The 17,935-nt window shown below is 66.4% G+C and carries 18 protein-coding genes; 8 read left to right on the top strand and 10 right to left on the bottom strand.

Annotated elements, in window-relative coordinates; translation table 11 throughout:
• Positions 1-76 precede the first annotated feature (76 nt).
• Positions 77-1,519, top strand: a complete 1,443-nt coding sequence (locus tag IG75_RS0123100; RefSeq protein ID WP_030523505.1) for a sodium/glutamate symporter — start codon at positions 77-79, stop codon at positions 1,517-1,519.
• 567 nt (positions 1,520-2,086) lie between these two features.
• Here the strand turns inward: IG75_RS0123100 and IG75_RS39275 are convergent.
• From IG75_RS39275 to IG75_RS0123080, 3 genes are all read right to left on the bottom strand, one after another.
• Positions 2,087-2,677 (bottom strand): hypothetical protein, encoded by a 591-nt coding sequence (locus IG75_RS39275; protein WP_156059094.1) that lies wholly within the window; start codon positions 2,675-2,677, stop codon positions 2,087-2,089.
• 91 nt (positions 2,678-2,768) lie between these two features.
• Positions 2,769-4,439, bottom strand: a complete 1,671-nt coding sequence (locus IG75_RS0123085; RefSeq protein ID WP_245713279.1) for an ABC transporter permease — start codon at positions 4,437-4,439, stop codon at positions 2,769-2,771.
• A complete protein-coding gene (locus IG75_RS0123080) occupies positions 4,436-5,350 on the bottom strand; it encodes an ABC transporter ATP-binding protein (protein ID WP_030523508.1) in 915 nt (304 codons plus the stop codon). The genes IG75_RS0123085 and IG75_RS0123080 overlap by 4 nt, the downstream gene beginning before the upstream one ends.
• 91 nt (positions 5,351-5,441) lie before the next feature.
• On the opposite strand from IG75_RS0123080, the gene IG75_RS0123075 reads away from it, so the two are divergent.
• Positions 5,442-5,936, top strand: coding sequence for a GbsR/MarR family transcriptional regulator (locus tag IG75_RS0123075; protein WP_030523509.1), 495 nt, complete (start codon positions 5,442-5,444; stop codon positions 5,934-5,936).
• Between the two features lie 204 nt (positions 5,937-6,140).
• Here IG75_RS0123075 and IG75_RS0123070 read toward each other — a convergent pair whose 3' ends face one another.
• The 4 genes from IG75_RS0123070 to IG75_RS0123055 all read right to left on the bottom strand — a co-directional run bounded on the left by IG75_RS0123070 (position 6,141) and on the right by IG75_RS0123055 (position 9,736).
• Complete coding sequence (locus tag IG75_RS0123070) at positions 6,141-6,617, bottom strand: DinB family protein (RefSeq protein WP_245713280.1); 477 nt, start codon at positions 6,615-6,617, stop codon at positions 6,141-6,143.
• A 231-nt stretch (positions 6,618-6,848) separates the two neighbouring features.
• Positions 6,849-7,712 (bottom strand): alpha/beta fold hydrolase, encoded by an 864-nt coding sequence (locus tag IG75_RS0123065; RefSeq protein WP_030523511.1) that lies wholly within the window; start codon positions 7,710-7,712, stop codon positions 6,849-6,851.
• A 53-nt stretch (positions 7,713-7,765) separates the two neighbouring features.
• Positions 7,766-9,076: a Na+/H+ antiporter NhaA gene (gene nhaA, locus IG75_RS0123060; protein WP_030523512.1), complete on the bottom strand. Its 1,311-nt coding sequence runs from the start codon at positions 9,074-9,076 to the stop codon at positions 7,766-7,768.
• A 195-nt stretch (positions 9,077-9,271) separates the two neighbouring features.
• Complete coding sequence (locus tag IG75_RS0123055) at positions 9,272-9,736, bottom strand: GbsR/MarR family transcriptional regulator (protein WP_030523513.1); 465 nt, start codon at positions 9,734-9,736, stop codon at positions 9,272-9,274.
• A gap of 91 nt (positions 9,737-9,827) precedes the next feature.
• Between IG75_RS0123055 and IG75_RS0123050 the strand changes: the two genes are divergently transcribed.
• Together IG75_RS0123050 and IG75_RS0123045 are read left to right on the top strand one after the other, a co-directional pair.
• Positions 9,828-10,733 (top strand): ABC transporter ATP-binding protein, encoded by a 906-nt coding sequence (locus IG75_RS0123050; protein WP_030523514.1) that lies wholly within the window; start codon positions 9,828-9,830, stop codon positions 10,731-10,733.
• Complete coding sequence (locus tag IG75_RS0123045) at positions 10,723-11,517, top strand: ABC transporter permease subunit (protein WP_030523515.1); 795 nt, start codon at positions 10,723-10,725, stop codon at positions 11,515-11,517. The genes IG75_RS0123050 and IG75_RS0123045 overlap by 11 nt, the downstream gene beginning before the upstream one ends.
• Before the next feature lie 1,157 nt (positions 11,518-12,674).
• On the opposite strand, the gene IG75_RS0123040 is transcribed toward IG75_RS0123045, so the two are convergent.
• The 3 genes from IG75_RS0123040 to IG75_RS0123030 form a co-directional block, all read right to left on the bottom strand.
• A complete protein-coding gene (locus IG75_RS0123040; protein WP_156059096.1) occupies positions 12,675-13,112 on the bottom strand; it encodes a hypothetical protein in 438 nt (145 codons plus the stop codon).
• Positions 13,113-13,345: 233 nt separating this feature from the next.
• Positions 13,346-13,519 (bottom strand): hypothetical protein, encoded by a 174-nt coding sequence (locus tag IG75_RS39270; protein WP_156059098.1) that lies wholly within the window; start codon positions 13,517-13,519, stop codon positions 13,346-13,348.
• Positions 13,520-13,772: 253 nt separating this feature from the next.
• Positions 13,773-14,132 (bottom strand): Rv2640c family ArsR-like transcriptional regulator, encoded by a 360-nt coding sequence (locus IG75_RS0123030; RefSeq protein ID WP_030523517.1) that lies wholly within the window; start codon positions 14,130-14,132, stop codon positions 13,773-13,775.
• Between the two features lie 96 nt (positions 14,133-14,228).
• On the opposite strand from IG75_RS0123030, the gene IG75_RS0123025 reads away from it, so the two are divergent.
• The 4 genes from IG75_RS0123025 to IG75_RS0123010 are packed head-to-tail and all read left to right on the top strand — an operon-like array spanning position 14,229 to position 17,899.
• Positions 14,229-14,738 (top strand): ArsI/CadI family heavy metal resistance metalloenzyme, encoded by a 510-nt coding sequence (locus IG75_RS0123025; protein WP_030523518.1) that lies wholly within the window; start codon positions 14,229-14,231, stop codon positions 14,736-14,738.
• A 16-nt stretch (positions 14,739-14,754) separates the two neighbouring features.
• Positions 14,755-15,984 (top strand): MFS transporter, encoded by a 1,230-nt coding sequence (locus IG75_RS0123020; protein WP_373863768.1) that lies wholly within the window; start codon positions 14,755-14,757, stop codon positions 15,982-15,984.
• Positions 15,981-17,063 (top strand): flavin-containing monooxygenase, encoded by a 1,083-nt coding sequence (locus IG75_RS0123015; protein WP_030525938.1) that lies wholly within the window; start codon positions 15,981-15,983, stop codon positions 17,061-17,063. Before IG75_RS0123020 ends, IG75_RS0123015 begins: the two co-directional genes overlap by 4 nt.
• Positions 17,060-17,899 carry an alpha/beta fold hydrolase gene (locus tag IG75_RS0123010; RefSeq protein ID WP_051714847.1) on the top strand — a complete coding sequence of 280 codons (840 nt, stop codon included), beginning with the start codon at positions 17,060-17,062 and terminating at the stop codon, positions 17,897-17,899. Before IG75_RS0123015 ends, IG75_RS0123010 begins: the two co-directional genes overlap by 4 nt.
• Positions 17,900-17,935 lie beyond the last annotated feature (36 nt).

The following is a 17,935-nucleotide window of genomic DNA, read 5'->3' as shown; positions in this document are numbered from 1 at the left end:
TTTTGGGGTGTTTGTCGCATTCACTACCGGTTGTCGCCGGGTGTCTGTGATACCGCTACGACGGGAGTAGGTGAGTATGTCACCAGAAGTAATCGGCTTCGCCTTGCTGATGCTGGGCGTGCTGATGTTGATCGCGAAGATCATTCGAGTGAAGTGGAAGCTTGCGCAGAAACTGTTCATACCCAGTTCGATCATCGGCGGTGCGCTCGCGCTGTTGATCGGGCCGGATGTGTTCGGGCGCATCGCGTCCCTGTTCGGCAACGACAGTTTCACCGACTCCGGTCTGCTGACGCCGGAGATCATCGAGGTGTGGAAAACTCTGCCGGGACTGTTGATCTCGCTCGTGTTCGCGGGCCTGTTGATGGGGCACAAGCTGCCTTCTCCGCGGCAGGCTTTCCGGGTGGCCGGTCCACAGATCACCTTCGGTATGACGGTGGCCAGTGGTCAGTACGTGTTCGGCCTGCTCCTGGCGATCCTGGTGCTCGGTCCGGTGTTCGGTCTGCCGGCGATGGCGGGCACGCTGATCGAGATCGGTTTCGAGGGCGGGCACGGCACCGCCGCGGGCATGGCGGGCACGTTCGAGGAATTCGGCTTCCCCGAAGGCCAGGACCTGGCATTGGGTCTGGCCACGGTGGGTGTGCTGTCCGGCATCATCTGCGGGATCGCGTTGATCAACTGGGGTGTGCGCACCGGTAAGACCACCGAACTGCGTTCGGACGCACAGCCTTCGGTGGCCGAGCGCGCGGGCCTGGTGGAAAAGGAGCGCCGTCGTTCCGCGGGGACCTTGACAGTGAACCCGTCCTCGATCGAGCCGCTGACCCTGCACTTCGGGTTGCTCGCGGTAGCGGTGCTGATCGGGTGGCTGATGCTGGAGGGGATCCAGTGGGTGGAGTACAAGTTGTGGGCCGACAGCTTCGAATTGTTCGCGCATGTGCCGTTGTTCCCGATCGCCATGATCGGCGGGATCATCGTGCAGGGGCTGATCCAGGCGTTCGATCGTGAGGAGATCGTCGATGTGCAGATGATCGAACGCCTGCAGGGTTTCAGCCTCGACGTGCTGGTCATCGCCGCCCTGGGCACGCTGTCGCTCACGGCGATCGCGGCGAATATGGGCCCGTTCATCCTGCTGTCGATCACCGGCCTGGTCTGGACAGCGGGTGCGTTCATCTTCCTGGCCCGGCGCATGCTGCCGGACTTCTGGTTCGAACGCGGTATCGCCGATGTCGGGCAGGCCATGGGCGTGACCTCGACCGGCCTGATCCTGCTGCGGGTGGTCGACCCCGACCTGAAAACCCCCGCGTATCAGGCGTTCGGGTACAAGCAGCTGATCATGGAACCGTTCTTCGGTGGCGGTCTCGTCACCGCGGGTGCGATCCCGATCATCGCCAACTTCGGAGTCGGCTGGCTGCTCGCGGGCATGCTCGCACTGTTCGTCGGCGCGCTGGCCGCCGGGCTGCTGTACTTCGGCCGGCGCCCCGTCGCCGCCGCGGCGGAGGAACCGGCACCAGCCGCACCGTGACGTGATGAGCGGGAACCGAGTTCACCCCTGGTGCGGCACTCGCACCGGGGTGAACTCGGTTCTGGGCTGTACCGAAGGCCGGACGTGGGTTCGATCGAAGTTCGTGATGCCGATCGTTGTGTACGCGTAATCGGATGTCATGCCGGTTTTTCTCGGTGGCCGACAATAGGTGGGTGGACCGCCGAAAGTATTTCCGAGGGCATCGCGATGTGGTGCCCTGCTTGTGATGTGGTTGTTGTGCCTGCCCGTTGCTTGGTTCTTCGGGCATCTCATCGCCGATATCCCGGTCCGGAGTGCCGTGGTGGTGGCCGCCGGTCTCGACTGGGCCGGGGAGCGTGGCACCACCACGGTCACTCGCTCGGAGCGCGTCTTCGAAGGGGGTGGGCGGGGTGGTGGACACCGAACTACCTACTGCTTCGGTGATTTCATGCCGGAGGGGGAATCTCGGGTTCTCCGTGATATCCGTGTGCACGCAGAGGGGCCTTGCGAGAAGGGACGTGTGCTCCCGGCCAGGCTGGTACGGGCCGATCCGTCGAACTGGCTCGATGGGACGGACCGGGATCAGGCCTATGCTGGCGCCGGGTGGGGGTCGGCGTTGCTTGTCGGCTTGTTCATGGGAGCATTCCTGTTGCTCGTCGGCGGGATCCCGATCATCTGTGCTGTTCTGTTTCCGGTAATGCTGCTGCGGGGCCTGTACGACAGGTTCCGGGAAAGATCCTGAACGAGCGGTCGGGGTGGGGCAGGAATCCGGACCAGGCAGTGCGGCGGATCCTGCTCGTACTCGTCGCCAGGCCGCGGAAGCCCAAAGACGCCAGGTAGGTGCAGAAGAGAGCGCCGGCACCGAAAATCAGGCTCACGATGAAAGCCTTCATGGGTCTCCCCGGGTTCTCGCTCGACCAGTTGCTGTCGGCCGATCGCCGCTTCGTTCGGGGGGCGGCGAGTTCGACCTCCGAACGAGCGGCGCGTTCGGTCGCCGCGAGAGCCTGACGACAGCCGTTCCCGGAACTGGCGGATCATTGCCGCGCCGAGCACAGCCAATGCCACCAGAACGACAGCCATCACGAACACATCCTTCGTGGTTCGCGCGACTTCCACACCCGCGACCGATAGGGCGATGAAGGCGATCATGTTCGGAAGCGGCGTTGAGCGTTCGGTCAACTACTTCCCTCTATGTTCGGCCGCGCTGGTATCGGTCCGAGGTCGCGCGGTGAGTGTTTCGCGGTGGCAGGCCGCCGCGTGCGTTCACGAATCAATCGGTATCCAGGTCGCGCTCCCGGAAGCGGTACGCGCCGACGATCGACGCAGCAGCCGTGATCGCGGTGAGCACGATCAACGCCGGCCAGCGGAGCTCTTCCATCGGGATGCGGGCGATGTGCTGGAACGGGGACAGATCATGGATCCACTGTGGCAGGTTCATGATCGGGCCGAAGAACCCGAGGATCAGGGCGAACCCGAACAGCGCCCATGTCGCGCCGATCGCTTGCGGGAGGACACCGTAGAGCAGGGCGGCGATCGCGAGGATCAGCAGCACCGCGGGCGCGAACACGAGGTGGGACACAACACCGTCGACGACGTAGCCGGCGTCGCCGACCGACAGCGCCAGCGCGATCCCGAAGGCCAGGCCCGTCGTGGCGAGCAGGGCCAGCGCACCCAGGGCAGCGACACCGATATATCCGGTGAACCAGCCGATCCGGCCGGTCGCGGTGGCGAGTACCGGTTCGGTGCGGCCGGTGGTTTCCTCGGTGCGCAGGGATTGCACGGCGAGGATCGCGAAAACGGTGACCAGCAGGGCGTCGAAGAAGGCCATGGTGCCGAGGTAGCCGTCGAGCATGCGGCTCGCGTCGCCGCCCATGACGTCCACGACCTGGTCGGGCAGGTCATCGAAGGAATCGACGATCGTATTGCCGATCCCGCCGTAGAGCGCTCCGCTCGCGATCAGTGCGCAGGCCCAGCCGATGAGCCCGGCTCGTTGCAGGCGTGCGGCCAACGCCACCGGCGTGGCCAGCCAGGCCGGCGCCTCCCGGTGACCGGGACGTGGCGGTACCAGCCCGGCACCGAGGTCGCGGCGCGAAGACAGGAAGTAGGCCACCGCGGCGACCACCAGAACCAGCGCCACCGAAAGCAGCAACGGCCACCAGCGGCCGTCGGCGTAGGCGCGGGTCTGCTGCGACCAGGCCAGCGGCGACAGCCACGACAACGCGCTGCCGCCTTCCCGGATGGCATCACCGGCGGCGCGGATGACGTAGGCGATGCCCAGCGCCAGGCCCGCGAGTCCGGATGCGGCCCGGGAGTATTCGGTGACCTGGACGGCGACCGCGGTGATCGCGGCGAAGACCAGCCCCGCCGCACCGACACTGGCGCCGAACAGCAGCGCATCGGAGGTGTCGAGTCCGGCCGTGGCGTACGAACCGGCGACCAGCAGTGTCACTGCGAGGTTCGCGATGACCGCGATGACGAGTGCGGCAGTGAGCTGGGCATGGCGCCCGACTGCATTGGCACGGACGAGTTCGGCACGTCCGGTCTGTTCCTCGACGCGAGTATGCCGGGAGATCAGCAGGATATTCATCAGCGCGGCCAGCAGCAGGTAGTACAGGCCGTAGACGGCGACGATCACCGATTCGATGGTGGGATCGGTCAAGCCGTAGCCGGGGCCCGAGATCAGCGCGCCGACGACCCCCTCGCTGAACTGGCTGACAGCACGCAGGTCTTCAGGAGTTGTGTAGACCTGCTGCAGCGCCGAGGCGTAATAGACGCTCATCAGGGCGATACCGAGGACCCACGCGGGGAGCTTGATCCGGTCCCGTCGCAGATCGAGCCGCACCAGGGCGCCGGTACCGGCCAGCGCGTGACGCCACGTGGTCGGTGGCGGGCCGACCGGAGCCGCGTCGGGCGTGCCGGGATGTGTTGCCGTGGTCGTCATTTCCCCGCTCCGTTGCCGACGGCGGCGAGTTGGTCGCCGTAATGACGCAGCATGAGCTCTTCGAGTGTGGGCGGGTGGCTGGTGAGCGCGCGGATCCCGGCGCGGCTGATCGCGGCGATCGCGGCGTCGAGTGCGTCGGTGTCGACATCGAAACGGACCCGGCCGTCCTCGGTGATCACGTTGTGGACGCCGGTCAATGCGCTCAGGTCGCCGATCGGGCGTTCGGTCACGGCTTCGACCGTGGTGCGGGTCAGGTGCCGGAGTTCGGTGAGGGTGCCGGTTTGCACGACCTGTCCGCTGCGGATGATGCTCACCCGGTCGGCGAGTTTCTCCACTTGCGCGAGGATGTGGCTGGACAGCAGGACTGTGCCGCCGCGGGCCTTCACCTCGGCGACCACGTCCTGGAATACCACTTCCATCAGGGGGTCGAGTCCGGCGGTGGGTTCGTCGAGCAGGAACAGATCCGCGTCCGAGGCCAGTGCCGCGATCAGCGCGACCTTCTGCCGGTTGCCTTTGGAGTAGGTGCGGGCCTTCTTCGTGGGGTCCAGGTCGAAGCGTTCGATCAGCTCGTCGCGCTGGTTTTTGTTTACCGTGCCGCGCAGCCGGGCGAACACGTCGATCGCCTCGCCACCTGTGAGATTCGGCCACAGTTCCACATCGCCGGGGACGTAGGCCAGGCGGCGGTGCAACGCGACCGCGTCCCGCCAGGGGTCCCCGCCCAGTAGTTCGACCGAGCCGCTGTCGGGGCGTAGGAGTCCGAGTAGGACCCGGATGGTAGTGGTCTTCCCGGCACCGTTCGGGCCGAGGAAGCCGTGGACCTCACCGCGCCGGACGTCGAGGTCCAGGCCGTCGAGCGCGGTGGTGCGGCCAAAAGTCTTACGCAACCCGGAGATTGCGACGGCAGTATCCATACACCTCAGCGTACATATCTTTCACAAATGTGTGAATAGTTTGAAGGCTATGATGTAGCTGAACGTGTCGATAGGGGTAGAGGAGGTCTGTGTGGACGAGCAGGACCAGCAGGAGCAGGCGGTCCTGCGGTTCGTCGAGCAATTCGCGCTGATGCTCGCGGACTCGGGCACGCCACGGATGGCGGCCCGGGTCTTCGCCTACGTCCTCGCCGACGATGCCGAGCGCTACACCGCCCAGGAACTCTCCACGGGCCTACAGGTCAGTCCGGCCGCAGTCTCGGGAGCCGTCCGCTACCTCGTCCAAGCCGGGTTGCTCGGCCGGGAACGCGAACCCGGGGCGCGGGCCGACACCTATCGTGTGTACGACGAGGATGTCTGGTACGCGATCACCGCCCAGCGTCAGGAATCGCTCGACCGGGCGTTGCGGTTCCTCAGCGACGGCGTCGAACTGCTCGACGCGGCCCGTCCCGGCGGTCGTCGGGTCCGCGAGACCCTGGAGTACTACCGGTTCATGCGTGCCGAGCTCCCCGAGATGATGACCCGCTGGCAGAAACACCGCCGCGAGATGTTCCCCGACACCGAATGACCTGCACACCGCCTGTGGTTGGCTGCATCCATGACAGGGCGGCGGTTGTCCATCGATTCCGACGGCGGTCGGGCCGGTTTCAAGATCGAGTGTCCGTGAATTTCGATGGCACTGAGCGTTCGCCCCTCGCGTTCCGGCAGCACGGCGGCGAGGTTTCTGGTCCGGCGGAGCGCGACTTTTCGGTCCAGCAGTCGGGATTCCTTGTCAGCGCGGTCCCGAGTTACCGTCCGCGGCGAGGATCTGCTCAACCAGGATGTCGGCATGCCCTGCGTGGCGGGCGAGTTCCTCGATCATGTGTGCGCAGATCCAGGAGAAGCTGACCGTGCCGCGCCGGTAATGCACGAAGACCTCATCATCGGACACGGTCCGCGCGATCGCCCGGGACCGGGCCGCGGCGCTCTCGTACTCGGCGATGACCTGGGCCAGTGTCTGTTCGGGCGGGACCATCCAGCCATAGTCATCACCGCGTGCATAGCCATCGCACCGGGACTCATCGAGTCCGTCGATGGTGCGCTGGAACCATACCCGCTCAGCGGCGCCGCAATGTTTGATCAGCCCGATCGGAGTGGTCAATGACGGAACCATTCGTCGGCGACTTTGTTCGTCGGTGAGAGGTTGCACTGCGCGGATCAGAGCTCGCCGGTTGGAATCAAGGACCTTTTCCCACTCGCTGCGCACCACACCGGTCAGAATAAGTGTCCGAGCCACCCGACTATCGGATCCCCCGGACCGGGAAGGAATTCGACATCGAAGCCAATCGCCGAACCGGCCCTGCCCTCCATGTATGTGGTTCGCGGAGCTGGACTTGCCCGTCCCGATCCCGCAGCCGTTGAGCACGCGACCTCACCAGGTGAAAGGGGGTCGGCCGGCGCTCCGGCCGGAGGCCTCGCTCCTTGGCAGGCCCGGCCGGCATCACAGGCGTCCGGTGAGGTCGTCGAGCAGCTCTATGACCGCGGTCGGGTTGTCGTCAAGGGCCAGGTGGCCGCAGTCGGCAAGTACGCGCAGTTCGGTTCCGAATCGGTCGCGCACGGCGGGTTCCAGGCGGCCCCGGGGCAGGAAGATGTCATGCGCTCCTGTGGCCACTACACAGGGGACCGACCGGCAGCTGTCGAGTAGTTCGGGTGCCAGTGGCGCGGGTGCCAGGGTTGTCCGGCAGTAGCGGGCGACCAGGGTCATCCATTCGACGAGATGTGGGTCGGCGGCATGTGTCGGTGCTGTCATCAATTGCAGAAGTCGGTCGGTGCGCTCCGGTGAAGGCGCGGCGAGCCAGGCCAGGGTCGCGGCGAGCAGGCGCGGCGGCACCGCCAGGCGAACAAGTCCGGCCGGCGCAATCAGTACCCGGCCGACGACCCGTTGAGAGGTGGCGGCGAGTGCGATCGCGCCGCCCAGTGAATGTCCGAGTAACACGGCAGTTTCGGGCACGGTCTGCGCGAGTACCTCGTCGAGCCACCGCGCGTACCAGGTCATCCGGTCTCTGCGCGGTCGCTGGGATGCGCTGAGGCCGGGCTGGCCCGGGATATCGACAGCGATGACCCGGTATCGCGTCGCCAGCTCCGCAAGAAACGGCAGGCAGGCTGCGGTGTTCATGTTCGTTCCCGGGACCACCACGACCACGGGCCCTGACTTGTGAGCATGGCCGAGAGCGACCATGCGGGTGGGCCCGGCCGAGGTCGCGATGGTCCATCGCCGGTGGGTGGTGCGCCAGTTCTGTAGTTGCTCGGTACACCACAGCCGGATCACCTCACCGCTGGCGGTATTGACGTAAGCCGAAGCCATCCGCCGACCGCCTTTTTCCGGTGTGGGCTCTGAATCGAAAGCAGACGGCATGGCTATTTCCCTTGCTGGTAGATGTCGGGGACGCCGTCGTTGTCGTCGTCGCGGGCTTCTTCTTCGGCGATGCGGCGATAGACACGATTGCGCAGCCGCAACACGATGGCCGCCAGCAATGCTGCGGTGAGGGTGCCGACCAGGACGCCGATGCGGACATGGTCTTCCCATCGCGGTTGGCCGGCGAAGGCCAGTTCCCCGATCAGCAGCGACACGGTGAACCCGATACCGCCGAGCAGGGCTACCCCGATGACATCGACCCAGCTCAGATCGGAGTCCAATTCGGCGCGGGTCAGTTTGGCAGTGGCGAACGTGGTGGCCAGGATGCCCAGTGCTTTACCGGCCACCAGGCCCACGACGATGCCGAGGGTGACCCGGTCGGTGAGTGAATCCACCATGCCGTCGAGCCCGCCGATGGTGACCCCGGCGGCGAAGAACGCGAAGATCGGCACCGCGATTCCGGCGGACAACGGCCGGATCTTGTGCTCGAACCACTCGGCGAGCCCCGGATCCTGCGCCGTGGGATCGCCCTTACCCGAGCGTGTGGTTAGCACCGGCACGGTGAAGCCCAGCAAGACCCCGGCGACCGTGGCGTGCACACCGGACTCGTGCACCAGCCACCACGTCAGCATCGCCAGCGGCGCCAGCACCCACACCGACCGGACTCCCCGCTGCACCGCGACAGCAAAGACTGCCAGCGGTATCAGTGCCAGGCCCAGGTAGGGCAGCTGGAGTTCGTCGGTGTAGAAGATCGCGATCACTGTCACCGCGAGCAGATCGTCGACCACGGCGAGGGTGAGTAAGAACGTGCGTAGCGCGGTGGGCAGATGCGAGCTCACCACCGCCAGTACTGCCAGCGCGAACGCGATATCGGTGGCCGTAGGAATCGCCCACCCCCGTACGGCGTCGCCGTTACCGGCGTTGACTGCCAGGAAGATCAATGCCGGGCCGACCATGCCACCGACCGCGGCCACCACCGGCAGCGCCGCCCGGCGCGGATCGCGTAGATCACCGGCGACGAATTCGCGTTTGAGTTCCAAGCCGACGACGAAGAAGAACACCGCCAACAGGCCGTCGGCGGCCCAGGTCTCCAGCGACAGATTCAGGTGCAGGGCCGACGGCCCTAACTGGACATCGCGCAACGCTTCGTAGGCGCCCGACCAGGGAGTGTTGGCCCAGATCAAACCGATGGCCGCGGCGATGATCAACAGCACGCCCCCGGCGGTTTCGGTGCGCAGAATGGCGGTGATCCGCCGCGCTTCGGGCCAGGAACCGCGAGCGAACAAAGTGGGGCGGGAGCGGGGAGAACTCATCAGCGAGGGTCGTCTTTCGTCGGCGGCGACCCCGGCCCGAATCCGGGCCAGGTGCGCCGACCAGACTTCCCGGCTCTCCTACCGCAAAGATGCCGTATAGACCGCGGCGAACGCAAACCGCGACCCGGTCGGGCGCCGTCCTACTGCCTTCCGATACAGGACGGCACCGCTTTCTACGCCGCGGAGCCTGCCGAGTCAGGCCGGCCAGGGGTGCTCGGCGCTGTATCGCTCGCGCCAGCGCTCGATCAGCGGCACGAGTTCGTTGAGCATGAAGGTGTAGAAGTCCCCCATCTCGTGCAGACGCCGCGCGGTGACGGTGTCGGGGCCGGTGGCGTCGATACCTTCCTGCGCCGAATCGCGCATGGTGACCAGCATTGTGTTCTGCTGCGACATCAGCGCGGCCCAGGCGCCCACGCGGAAACGATAGTGATCACGGCGGCTACCCGGCGCGGGAACCCGTTCGATCAGTCCGACCGGGATCAGGTGTTTGATCGCGGTCGAAACCGCACCGGAACTGATCGACAACTCCGCGCACAGATCGGCGGCGGTCATCGTGTCCTGCTCGGTGTAGAGCAACGCCGTCAGTACGCGGGCGGTGGATCGCTGCATTCCGCCGCCGGCCGAGAGTGTCAGGGCCAGTTTCTCCGCCGCGTCCCGCAATCGCACGTTGGTTCCCATATCTACGAAGGTATCAGAGCTGCGAATTTTCTGAGTGTTTACAAATCTTTGAAACCTGGATACTTTCTCTCTCATGGTGAAAGCAATCGAGCTGAACGGGCTCACCAAGACCTACGGCTCGTCGCGAGGTCTGGTGGAGTTGTCACTGTCGGTAGAGCGAGGCGAGGTCTTCGGGTATCTGGGTCCCAACGGGGCCGGGAAATCCACGACCATCCGGCTGCTGCTGGACTTGATCCGCCCGACCAGCGGCACTGCCCGCGTGCTGGGCATGGACCCGCGCGCCGACGCCGTCGCGGTGCATGAGCGGATCGGCTACCTCGCCGGCGATTTCGTCGCTCCTGGTCGGCAGAAGGTCGGTGCGGCCTTGCGGTTTCTGGCTGCGTTGCGCGGGGGAGTGAGCTCGAGCTCCGCTCGGATCGACGCCCTGTGCGAGCGATTGGAACTGGATCAGAGCAAGCAGATCTCGGCGTTGTCGAAGGGCAACCGCCAAAAAGTCGGACTGGTGCAGGCATTCATGCACGAACCCGAACTGCTCATCCTCGACGAACCCACATCCGGCCTGGATCCTCTGGCGCAGCAGACCTTTCTCGACATGGTCGGCGAGGCCGCCGCGGCCGGGCAGGCGGTGTTCATGTCCAGCCACATCATGAGCGAAGTCGAAGCCGTCGCCGACCGCGTGGCCATCATCCGAGAAGGCTGCCTGGTCGCACTCGACACCGTCGCCGGTTTGCGCGCCGACGCCGTCCGAGACGTCGAAGTCACCTTCACCGGTACCGTCGACACCACCGCCTTCACCAACCTGGCCGGAGTCACCGACGTGCGGATCGAGGGCTCGACCCTGCGCTGCCAGGTGACCGGCAGTCCCGACGCCCTGCTGCGCGCCCTGGCCGGGCACCACGTTGCGGGACTTCTGGTCACTGAACCCGCGCTCGAGGACCTGTTCCACAGCTACTACACCGGAGAAGCCGATGCTGCCTGACATCTACACGCGCACTCTCGCCGACAACCGCCGCGCGCTGCTGGCCTGGACCATCGGCACGACGGTGGTCGGCGTGATGTATGCCGCGTTCTACCCGCAAGTCGGTGGCAGCGGCGGAATGGCCGAAACCGTGCAGAATTACCCCGAAGCCATGCGCGAAGCGCTGCGAATGCAGGACATCGGCTCAGCGGAGGGATACCTCGGGTCGACCGTTTTCGGGCTGTTGCTGCCCTTGCTGGTGATGGCCTTCGGCGTCACGTTCGGCGCCCGCGCCCTGGCCGGTGACGAGGAAACCGGTTATCTCGATCTGCTGCTCGCGCATCCGGTCGGGCGGACCCGGCTGGCCGTAGAGCGATTCGCCGGACTGGTCACCGGTACCGTCGCCATCGGGGTTCTCGTGTTCGTCGGCATGCTGGCCATCCGCTCCGGTGCCGAACTGGAATCGATCGGGATCGGCGAGTTCGCCGCCCAATGCATACAGTTGGCGCTGCTCGGTATCACTTTCGGTGGGCTGGCCATGGGCTTGGGTGCCGCCTTCGGCCACCGAGGTCAGGCGCTGGGGATTTCCGTCGGTATCGGGGTGCTCACCTATATCGCGGGCAACCTCGCCGGGGCGATCGGCGCGGAGTGGCTGAAATACCTTTCGCCGTTCCACTACTACATCGGTGGCGAGCCGTTGCGTCATGGAATGCAATGGGCCGATACCGCGGTACTGCTGGTGGCCGGCGTGGGACTCGTCTCACTGGGGTTCCTTCGGTTCGATCGGCGCGATCTGCGCTCCTGAACTGCGCCCCGGGCCTGGCCCCGCGGTCGCAGCTGGCTGCGGGCCAGGGCCCGTGCTCTGGACGCACCTCGGTACTCGCGCTCGGCGCAGTGCCATCGCGAAAGGCAGGAGGGGCCGGGCACGACCCGAGTTCGCCGAGGAGGGGTGATGCACGCTTTTACCGTCGGGTCGATTCCTATCGGTGGCCGTGCTCTGTGCTTTCGTGGCCTGGAAAGGATTCCGGGGAGTCGCGACGAGCCCGAGCGAGGGATACGGTGAGAAGATCTCCGACGCGACCCTCACCGATCCGGCCCGCCGCGCGAAGGCGAACAAACTGGTCGCCTGGGGAGAAACTCTCGCGGCCGTACTCTGCCTGCCTCCGGCCGCGTACGCGCTGTGGGTCGCCCTCGACCCCGAATGCCGCATCCCGCTTCCGATACTGCTCGGACTGGCGGTCTACGGAATCCTCATCTTCTCCCTCGCGGGCTACCCCCAGAAAGGATCAAGCAATGAAGCGAAAAACCCTCCGCGACTGCGGCGACCGAGTTGGGAGGCTCGACGGATTCGCGAACCGGAAGTCCGATGCCGCCGCGCGACCTTCCCGAACCGATGCCGGGAGACGGCAGGCAGAATCTGGATCTTCCGCTCGCACGAGGGAAAGCCTGCACTGGCATGGGCCCGCAGTTCCCGGACTCCTCGATCTCGGACACCCAGTCCTCGTTGCCCACGAATTATGCAAATAGCCAGTGTATTTAATATACGAACACTAGATCCTGTTTGCCGAAATCGATGCGGTCGCGTGGGCAGCTGTGTCCACCGCGCCGCCCTGAGTCCGGTATGGTGCCTGCCCCTGCCACTCGTAGCTGCTGTCGACATCATCGATCTCCAATCCGAGCGCACTTCCACGCTTCGACCGGACCACCGCCGCTCTGCGGATTTCCTATACAAGCAGCACGTCCAACCAGTCGAAGGTCGGCCGTCTACACCCTGAATCGGAGCGGAACCGACTGTCACACAGACGACTCCGATAGCGGACACCTCGCCGGACCCTTCAGTTTCCCGTCGGCCGAATCCGCGATGCCGTATACGCGTTCGGTGAGTTCGGGGATCCTCCCCGGGTCGGCACCCGTCCTGGCTGGTAAGCCGGGCGGCGGGCTTTCGTCTTCCAGGTGCGGCTACTACAGGAGACCGGTTCGGTCGGCGTTGGGGCCGGCAGCCGCCACGCGTGCCCGCCAGGCATCGCAGATCCGGCGGATTGCCCACTTCTGATCGTTGCCGTCGATACGGCATCCGTCGCGCGTATAGTCCCACCGGTCGTAACCGTCCTCGTTGTAACCGTCCTCGTCGTAACCCCACGTGTCGAAGCCGGCGCGGTCATAGCCATCGCGGTCATAACCCCACCGGTCGTAGCCGTGGCGGTCATAACCCCACCGGTCGTAGCCGGAGGAGTCATAGTCATCGGAGACAAGGGCGAGGTGCGTCGTGATCGGACCGATCCCTGGTTCCGCCGACGCCGGCGCCGCTGCCAGGGCGGGGGCAGCGAGTAGCGCACCGAGCAGCGCGATCCGAAGCGAGGTGTAGCGCAATCCGTGGCGCGCCACAATGGTAGTCGACATGATCGATCTCCTATCCGGAATACGGTTCGCGTATTCCGGATGATCCATCGCCTCTACCCCTTGACGGGTTACAAACCGCAGATGAGTGTCTTGGCGAAATCTTTCGCGTCCGAGGGAGTTCGGATTCTGCGCCGGTCAGCTCCGCCGGGCCGCCCCCGGCGGAGCGCAATCGTTGCCGCTGTTCGGCCACCGCATCCCATGGGCCCATTAAGAATTCAGGTGTTCTGCGATCGTCACTGACGGAGCCGGGAGGATGCCGCGGCCTCCGGCCCGTTCAGAGCGTATGCGTCACGGGAGCTGAGCCGGACCTCTTTGATGCTGTCCTCCAGGCTTTTACCCGGCCAGGTCGGCACCTCGGCGAAATCCTTGTCCTGGGTTCGCCTTGCAGTGGTCAACCGCATCGTCATTCGGTGGCACGATGCTGCTCGCAACCGAGCTGATGTCGACACCGCTCCATTACCTCGAGGAGACCACGGCTTGAGGCGAATCGCCCGTCGCCGCGCAGGGGGTCGACCGGCCGATGCCCGCCTGGTGGATACCGTGATTGCTGTGCGCATGGCCCGCGGAACCCACGCCGGGGGCTCACGGGTTACAAGAGGCTTGGACGCTCACCGCTTGACCGTTTTCGCGAGCCGGAATGCACGACAGTTCAGTTGCAGGTTACCGGCAGCAGTTGGGGTCGAGGACCACGCAGAGTGCTGCCAGCGCGTCGCGGTGGACGCGGTGGATGACGCTCATGCCCTGACGTTCGGAGTTCACGAGCCCGGCCTTGCGGAGCTGGCCGAGGTGGTGACTGACCGTCGACTCCGACAGTCCGACCGCGTCGGCGAGTTCTCCGCCGTTGCGGCCTTCCTCAGGGCTTGCCAGCAACAGCGACATCAGTTTCACCCGGACGGGGTCGGCGAGGGCTTTGAGCCGGAGGGCGACGTGTAGGGCGGCCTCGTCGTCGACCGGGCCGGCCGCGACCGGTGGGCAGCACAGCGGGGTGGTCATGTCGATGGCTGGTAGCGCTTTGGGCATGAAATCCATCCTACTTACGATATTGACTTATGTCGAAAAGGTGGCAGACTGGCCGCTGTCAATCCTTCGATATATGTCACATAGGTGGTGGTTATGATGTCACGTGTTCAGCTCGCACTCAACGTCGACGATCTGGAACAGGCCGTCGAGTTCTACTCGACCCTGTTCGGCGTACAGCCGGCCAAACGCAAGCCCGGGTATGCGAACTTCGCGGTCGAGCGGCCGCCGCTGAAGCTGGTGTTGATCGAGAATCCGGGCCAGGGCGGCAGCGTGAACCACCTCGGTGTCGAGGTGGAGTCCTCGGAGCAGGTGCACGCCGAGATCGCGCGCCTGTCGGAGGCCGGACTGTTGACCGAGGAGCAGATAGCGACGACGTGTTGCTTCGCCACCCAGGACAAGGTGTGGGTGACCGGCCCGAACTCCGAGCGGTGGGAGGTCTATACCGTGCTGGCCGATACCGAGCACTTCGGTACCGAACCGAAGTTCGCCGGGAAGGATGACGGGGAGGCGGTGCAGGCGTGCTGCGGCACCGGCGGTGCGGAGCCCGCCCCCGAGGAAGAGGCGGAGTCGACGGTTGCGTGCTGCGCCCCGGCCGCCGCCAAGTAGACGCCCGGGTTTCGGGGTGACCGATGTGCAGACCGCGCCCGCGGCAGCGGTTGATGGCTTGCCGCGGGCGGGGCGCCGCCGGGTGTTGGCGGTGCTGTGCCTGACCCAGATCTCGAGTTGGGGGATCCTGTATTACGCGTTCCCGGTGTTGTCGGCCTCGATCACCGCGGACACGGGGTGGTCTGCGCCGACGATCACCGCGGCGTTCTCGCTCGGGCAGCTCGCGACCGCGCTCACCGGGATCCCGGTCGGTGCACTCATCGACCGGACGGGCCCGCGACGGGTGATGACCGCCGGATCGGTTCTCGGTGTCGCAGCGCTGGTCGCGATCGCGGCCGCACCGAACCTGGCCGTGTTCTATCTCGGGTGGCTGGCAGCGGGGGTAGCGATGGGTGCGGTGTTGTACCCGCCGGCATTCGCCGCGTTGACCCGCTGGTGGGGTGCTGAGCGTGTGACCGCGCTGATGATCCTCACCCTGGCCGGTGGCCTGGCGTCCACGGTGTTCGCGCCGGTCACTGCCGCCTTGGATGCGCATACCGAGTGGCGCGCCACGTACCTCGTTCTCGCCGTGGTCCTGGCGGTGCTGACGGTGCCGGTGCACTGGTTCGGGTTGCGGGCGATATGGCCGGATCCACCGGCCCCGGCCGAGCCGGCGCACGCCGACCACAGCGGGATCGCGCGCAGCCCGCGTTTCGCTGCGCTGGTCGTGACGATGTGTTTGGCGGCGTTCGCGAGTTTCGCCGGCATCTTCAACCTGGTCGCGCTTCTGCGGGAACAGGGGTTCAGTCCCGGCCTGGCCGCGACCGCGCTCGGGCTCAGCGGGGCCGGGCAGGTGCTGGGCCGGATCGGGTATCTGCCGCTGGCCCGCTACACCGGCGTTGCCACCCGCACCGTGCTGGTCCTGGCTGCTCTTGCCGCCTCCACCGCACTCCTGGGCGTGGTGTCGGCAGTGGTGGTGTTGATCGCGGTGGCGATTGGTGTGGGGTTGGTGCGTGGGGTCTTCACGCTGATCCAGGCCACTGCGATCACCGACCGGTGGGGCGCCACCCATTACGGGCGTCTGAACGGGTTGTTGTCGGCGCCGGTGGTGATCGTGTCCGCGTTGGCGCCGTGGGCGGGCACGGTGCTGTCGGCGTGGACCGGAAGCTACGCCAACGCCTATCTCGTCCTCGGTGCCGTCGCGGCCCTCGCCGCAGTGATCGCGCCTCTCACCGGTATCACCGTTTCGAAGAAAGAGATGTTGTGAGAAACGAATACGACTACGACGCGGTGGTTATCGGCGGCGGCCAATCCGGCCTGGCCGCCGCCCACCACCTCACGGGCCAAGGCCTGAAAACCGCAATCTTGGAAGCCACCGGAGAGTCGACCGGGTCCTGGCCCCACTATTACGACAGCCTGACCCTGTTCTCACCCGCCCGCTACAGCGCCCTGCCCGGCCGCGTATTTCCCGGGGATCCAGATCGGTATCCGCGCCGCGACGAAGTGATCGACTATCTACGCTCCTACGCCGCTGCACTGGACACCGATATCCACACCGACACCCCCGTCGAGGCCATCACCTCCACCGGCAGCGACGGATTCACGATCACCACCGGAACCGGCGCAGTGTTCACGGCGCCGCGAGTGATCGCAGCGACCGGGTCGTTCGGTTCCCCATTCGTGCCCGCGGTCCCCGGGCGGGACGAGTTCGCGGGCCGGACCCTGCACGCCAGCAGCTACCGCAACCCGGCCGAGTTCACCGACCAGCAGTTGGTCGTGGTGGGGGCGGGGAACTCCGCGGTGCAGATCGCCGCCGAGCTGTCCGGGCACGCGCAGGTGGTGCTGGCAAGTCGGGCGGCGGTGAAGTTCGTTCCGCAGCGCCCGCTGGGCCGGGATGTGCATTTCTGGTTCTCCCTCACCGGATTCGACGCTGCCCCGCTGGGCCGGATCGTCACGCAGGCGCCGACACAGCCGGTACTCGATGACGGCCGCTACCGGACCGCGCTCGCGGCCGGGCAGCCGCAGCGGCGGGAGATGTTCACCGCGTTCACAGCCGAGGGTGTGGTGTGGCCGGACGGCACCCGCACTCCGGTGGATGCGGTCATCTTCGCCACCGGTTACCGCCCGCACCTGCCTTATCTCACCGGAACGGGGGCCCTGACCGAGACCGGGATTCCGCGGCAGCGCCAGGGCCTGTCGCTGACCCATCCAGGGTTGGGTTTCCTCGGGTTGGAGTGGCAGCGCACCCCGTCGTCGAACTCGCTGCGCGGGGTCGGACGGGACGCGGCCTATCTGGCCCGGCGCCTACGGCCGGCGGCGGCACACCGCCGGGAGCCTGCGCGATGACCACCGCACCGGTGGACACGGCCCCGCAGGGGCTGGTTCGGGGTGGTCGCGTGATCTCCGCCGACGGTACGCCGATCACCTATCTGGTCCGAGGCGCGGGCCCGGTGCTGGTGGCGGTGCACGGTGGTTTGGGTAGCGCGGTGAGCATGTTGCCGCTGGCCGGTCGCCTCGGCGAGCACTACACGGTCGTGGCAGTGGACTGTCGCGGCCACGGTAGCTCCGGGGACCCGCGCTCGGCCCCGGATATCGCGTACGAGGCCGCCGATATCACCGCGGTGATCGACGCGGTCGGGCAGGTCGAGGTGGTGTTCGGTTACTCCTTCGGTGCGGTCCTGGCCTTGGAAACCGCGCTGCGCGCACCGGATCGGGTGCCACGGCTGGCGGTCTATGAGCCACCGTTACCGGTCACCTACCCGATCCCGGATCTCGCGACGGTGGATGCGGCGATCGCGGACGGGGACTACGAGCGCCTGATCCTGGACGCCTCCGCGGTATCGGGTGGGTTCTCCCCGGCCGAGTTGGCCGCGCTGCGCGCCGATCCGTTGTGGTGGCACAAGGTCGCCCAGGCTCCGACCCTGGCCACGACGCTGCGGGTACTGGCCGGTGTGGACCCCGACGTAAGTCGCTACGCCGCGATCACCGCGCCGACCACGGTGATCACCGGCACCACCAGCGCCGATTACCTCCTTACCGCCGCGGACCTCCTCACCGCCGCGCTCGCGGATCCGACCCGTACAACGCTGCCTGGCCAGGGCCATCACGTCGACCCTGGTGCGCTGGCTGCGGCCCTGGTTCCTGGCCCGGAAGCCCGGGCGGGTGGCGCGGCCGGCAGATGAGGTGACCGGCCCACAGTGCAGCCTGGGGTGCACCTG

The sequence above is a fragment of the Nocardia rhamnosiphila NBRC 108938 genome, assembly GCF_000720425.1.
Classification (GTDB): Bacteria; Actinomycetota; Actinomycetes; order Mycobacteriales; family Mycobacteriaceae; genus Nocardia; species Nocardia rhamnosiphila.
The sequence above is the reverse complement of the archived record's forward strand: the minus strand, read 5'-3'. Positions and strand labels throughout refer to the sequence as shown.

Excerpts from the sequence above, each read along its gene's own strand:
- IG75_RS0123100 (WP_030523505.1), top strand. The coding sequence starts at position 77 with ATGTCACCAGAAGTAATCGGCTTCGCCTTGCTGATGCTGGGCGTGCTG.
- IG75_RS0123085 (WP_245713279.1), bottom strand. The coding sequence starts at position 4,439 with ATGACGACCACGGCAACACATCCCGGCACGCCCGACGCGGCTCCGGTC.
- IG75_RS0123080 (WP_030523508.1), bottom strand. The coding sequence starts at position 5,350 with ATGGATACTGCCGTCGCAATCTCCGGGTTGCGTAAGACTTTTGGCCGC.
- IG75_RS0123065 (WP_030523511.1), bottom strand. The coding sequence starts at position 7,712 with ATGGCTTCGGCTTACGTCAATACCGCCAGCGGTGAGGTGATCCGGCTG.
- nhaA (WP_030523512.1), bottom strand. The coding sequence starts at position 9,076 with ATGAGTTCTCCCCGCTCCCGCCCCACTTTGTTCGCTCGCGGTTCCTGG.
- IG75_RS0123050 (WP_030523514.1), top strand. The coding sequence starts at position 9,828 with ATGGTGAAAGCAATCGAGCTGAACGGGCTCACCAAGACCTACGGCTCG.
- IG75_RS0123045 (WP_030523515.1), top strand. The coding sequence starts at position 10,723 with ATGCTGCCTGACATCTACACGCGCACTCTCGCCGACAACCGCCGCGCG.
- IG75_RS0123040 (WP_156059096.1), bottom strand. The coding sequence starts at position 13,112 with ATGTCGACTACCATTGTGGCGCGCCACGGATTGCGCTACACCTCGCTT.
- IG75_RS39270 (WP_156059098.1), bottom strand. The coding sequence starts at position 13,519 with ATGACGATGCGGTTGACCACTGCAAGGCGAACCCAGGACAAGGATTTC.
- IG75_RS0123030 (WP_030523517.1), bottom strand. The coding sequence starts at position 14,132 with ATGCCCAAAGCGCTACCAGCCATCGACATGACCACCCCGCTGTGCTGC.
- IG75_RS0123025 (WP_030523518.1), top strand. The coding sequence starts at position 14,229 with ATGTCACGTGTTCAGCTCGCACTCAACGTCGACGATCTGGAACAGGCC.
- IG75_RS0123010 (WP_051714847.1), top strand. The coding sequence starts at position 17,060 with ATGACCACCGCACCGGTGGACACGGCCCCGCAGGGGCTGGTTCGGGGT.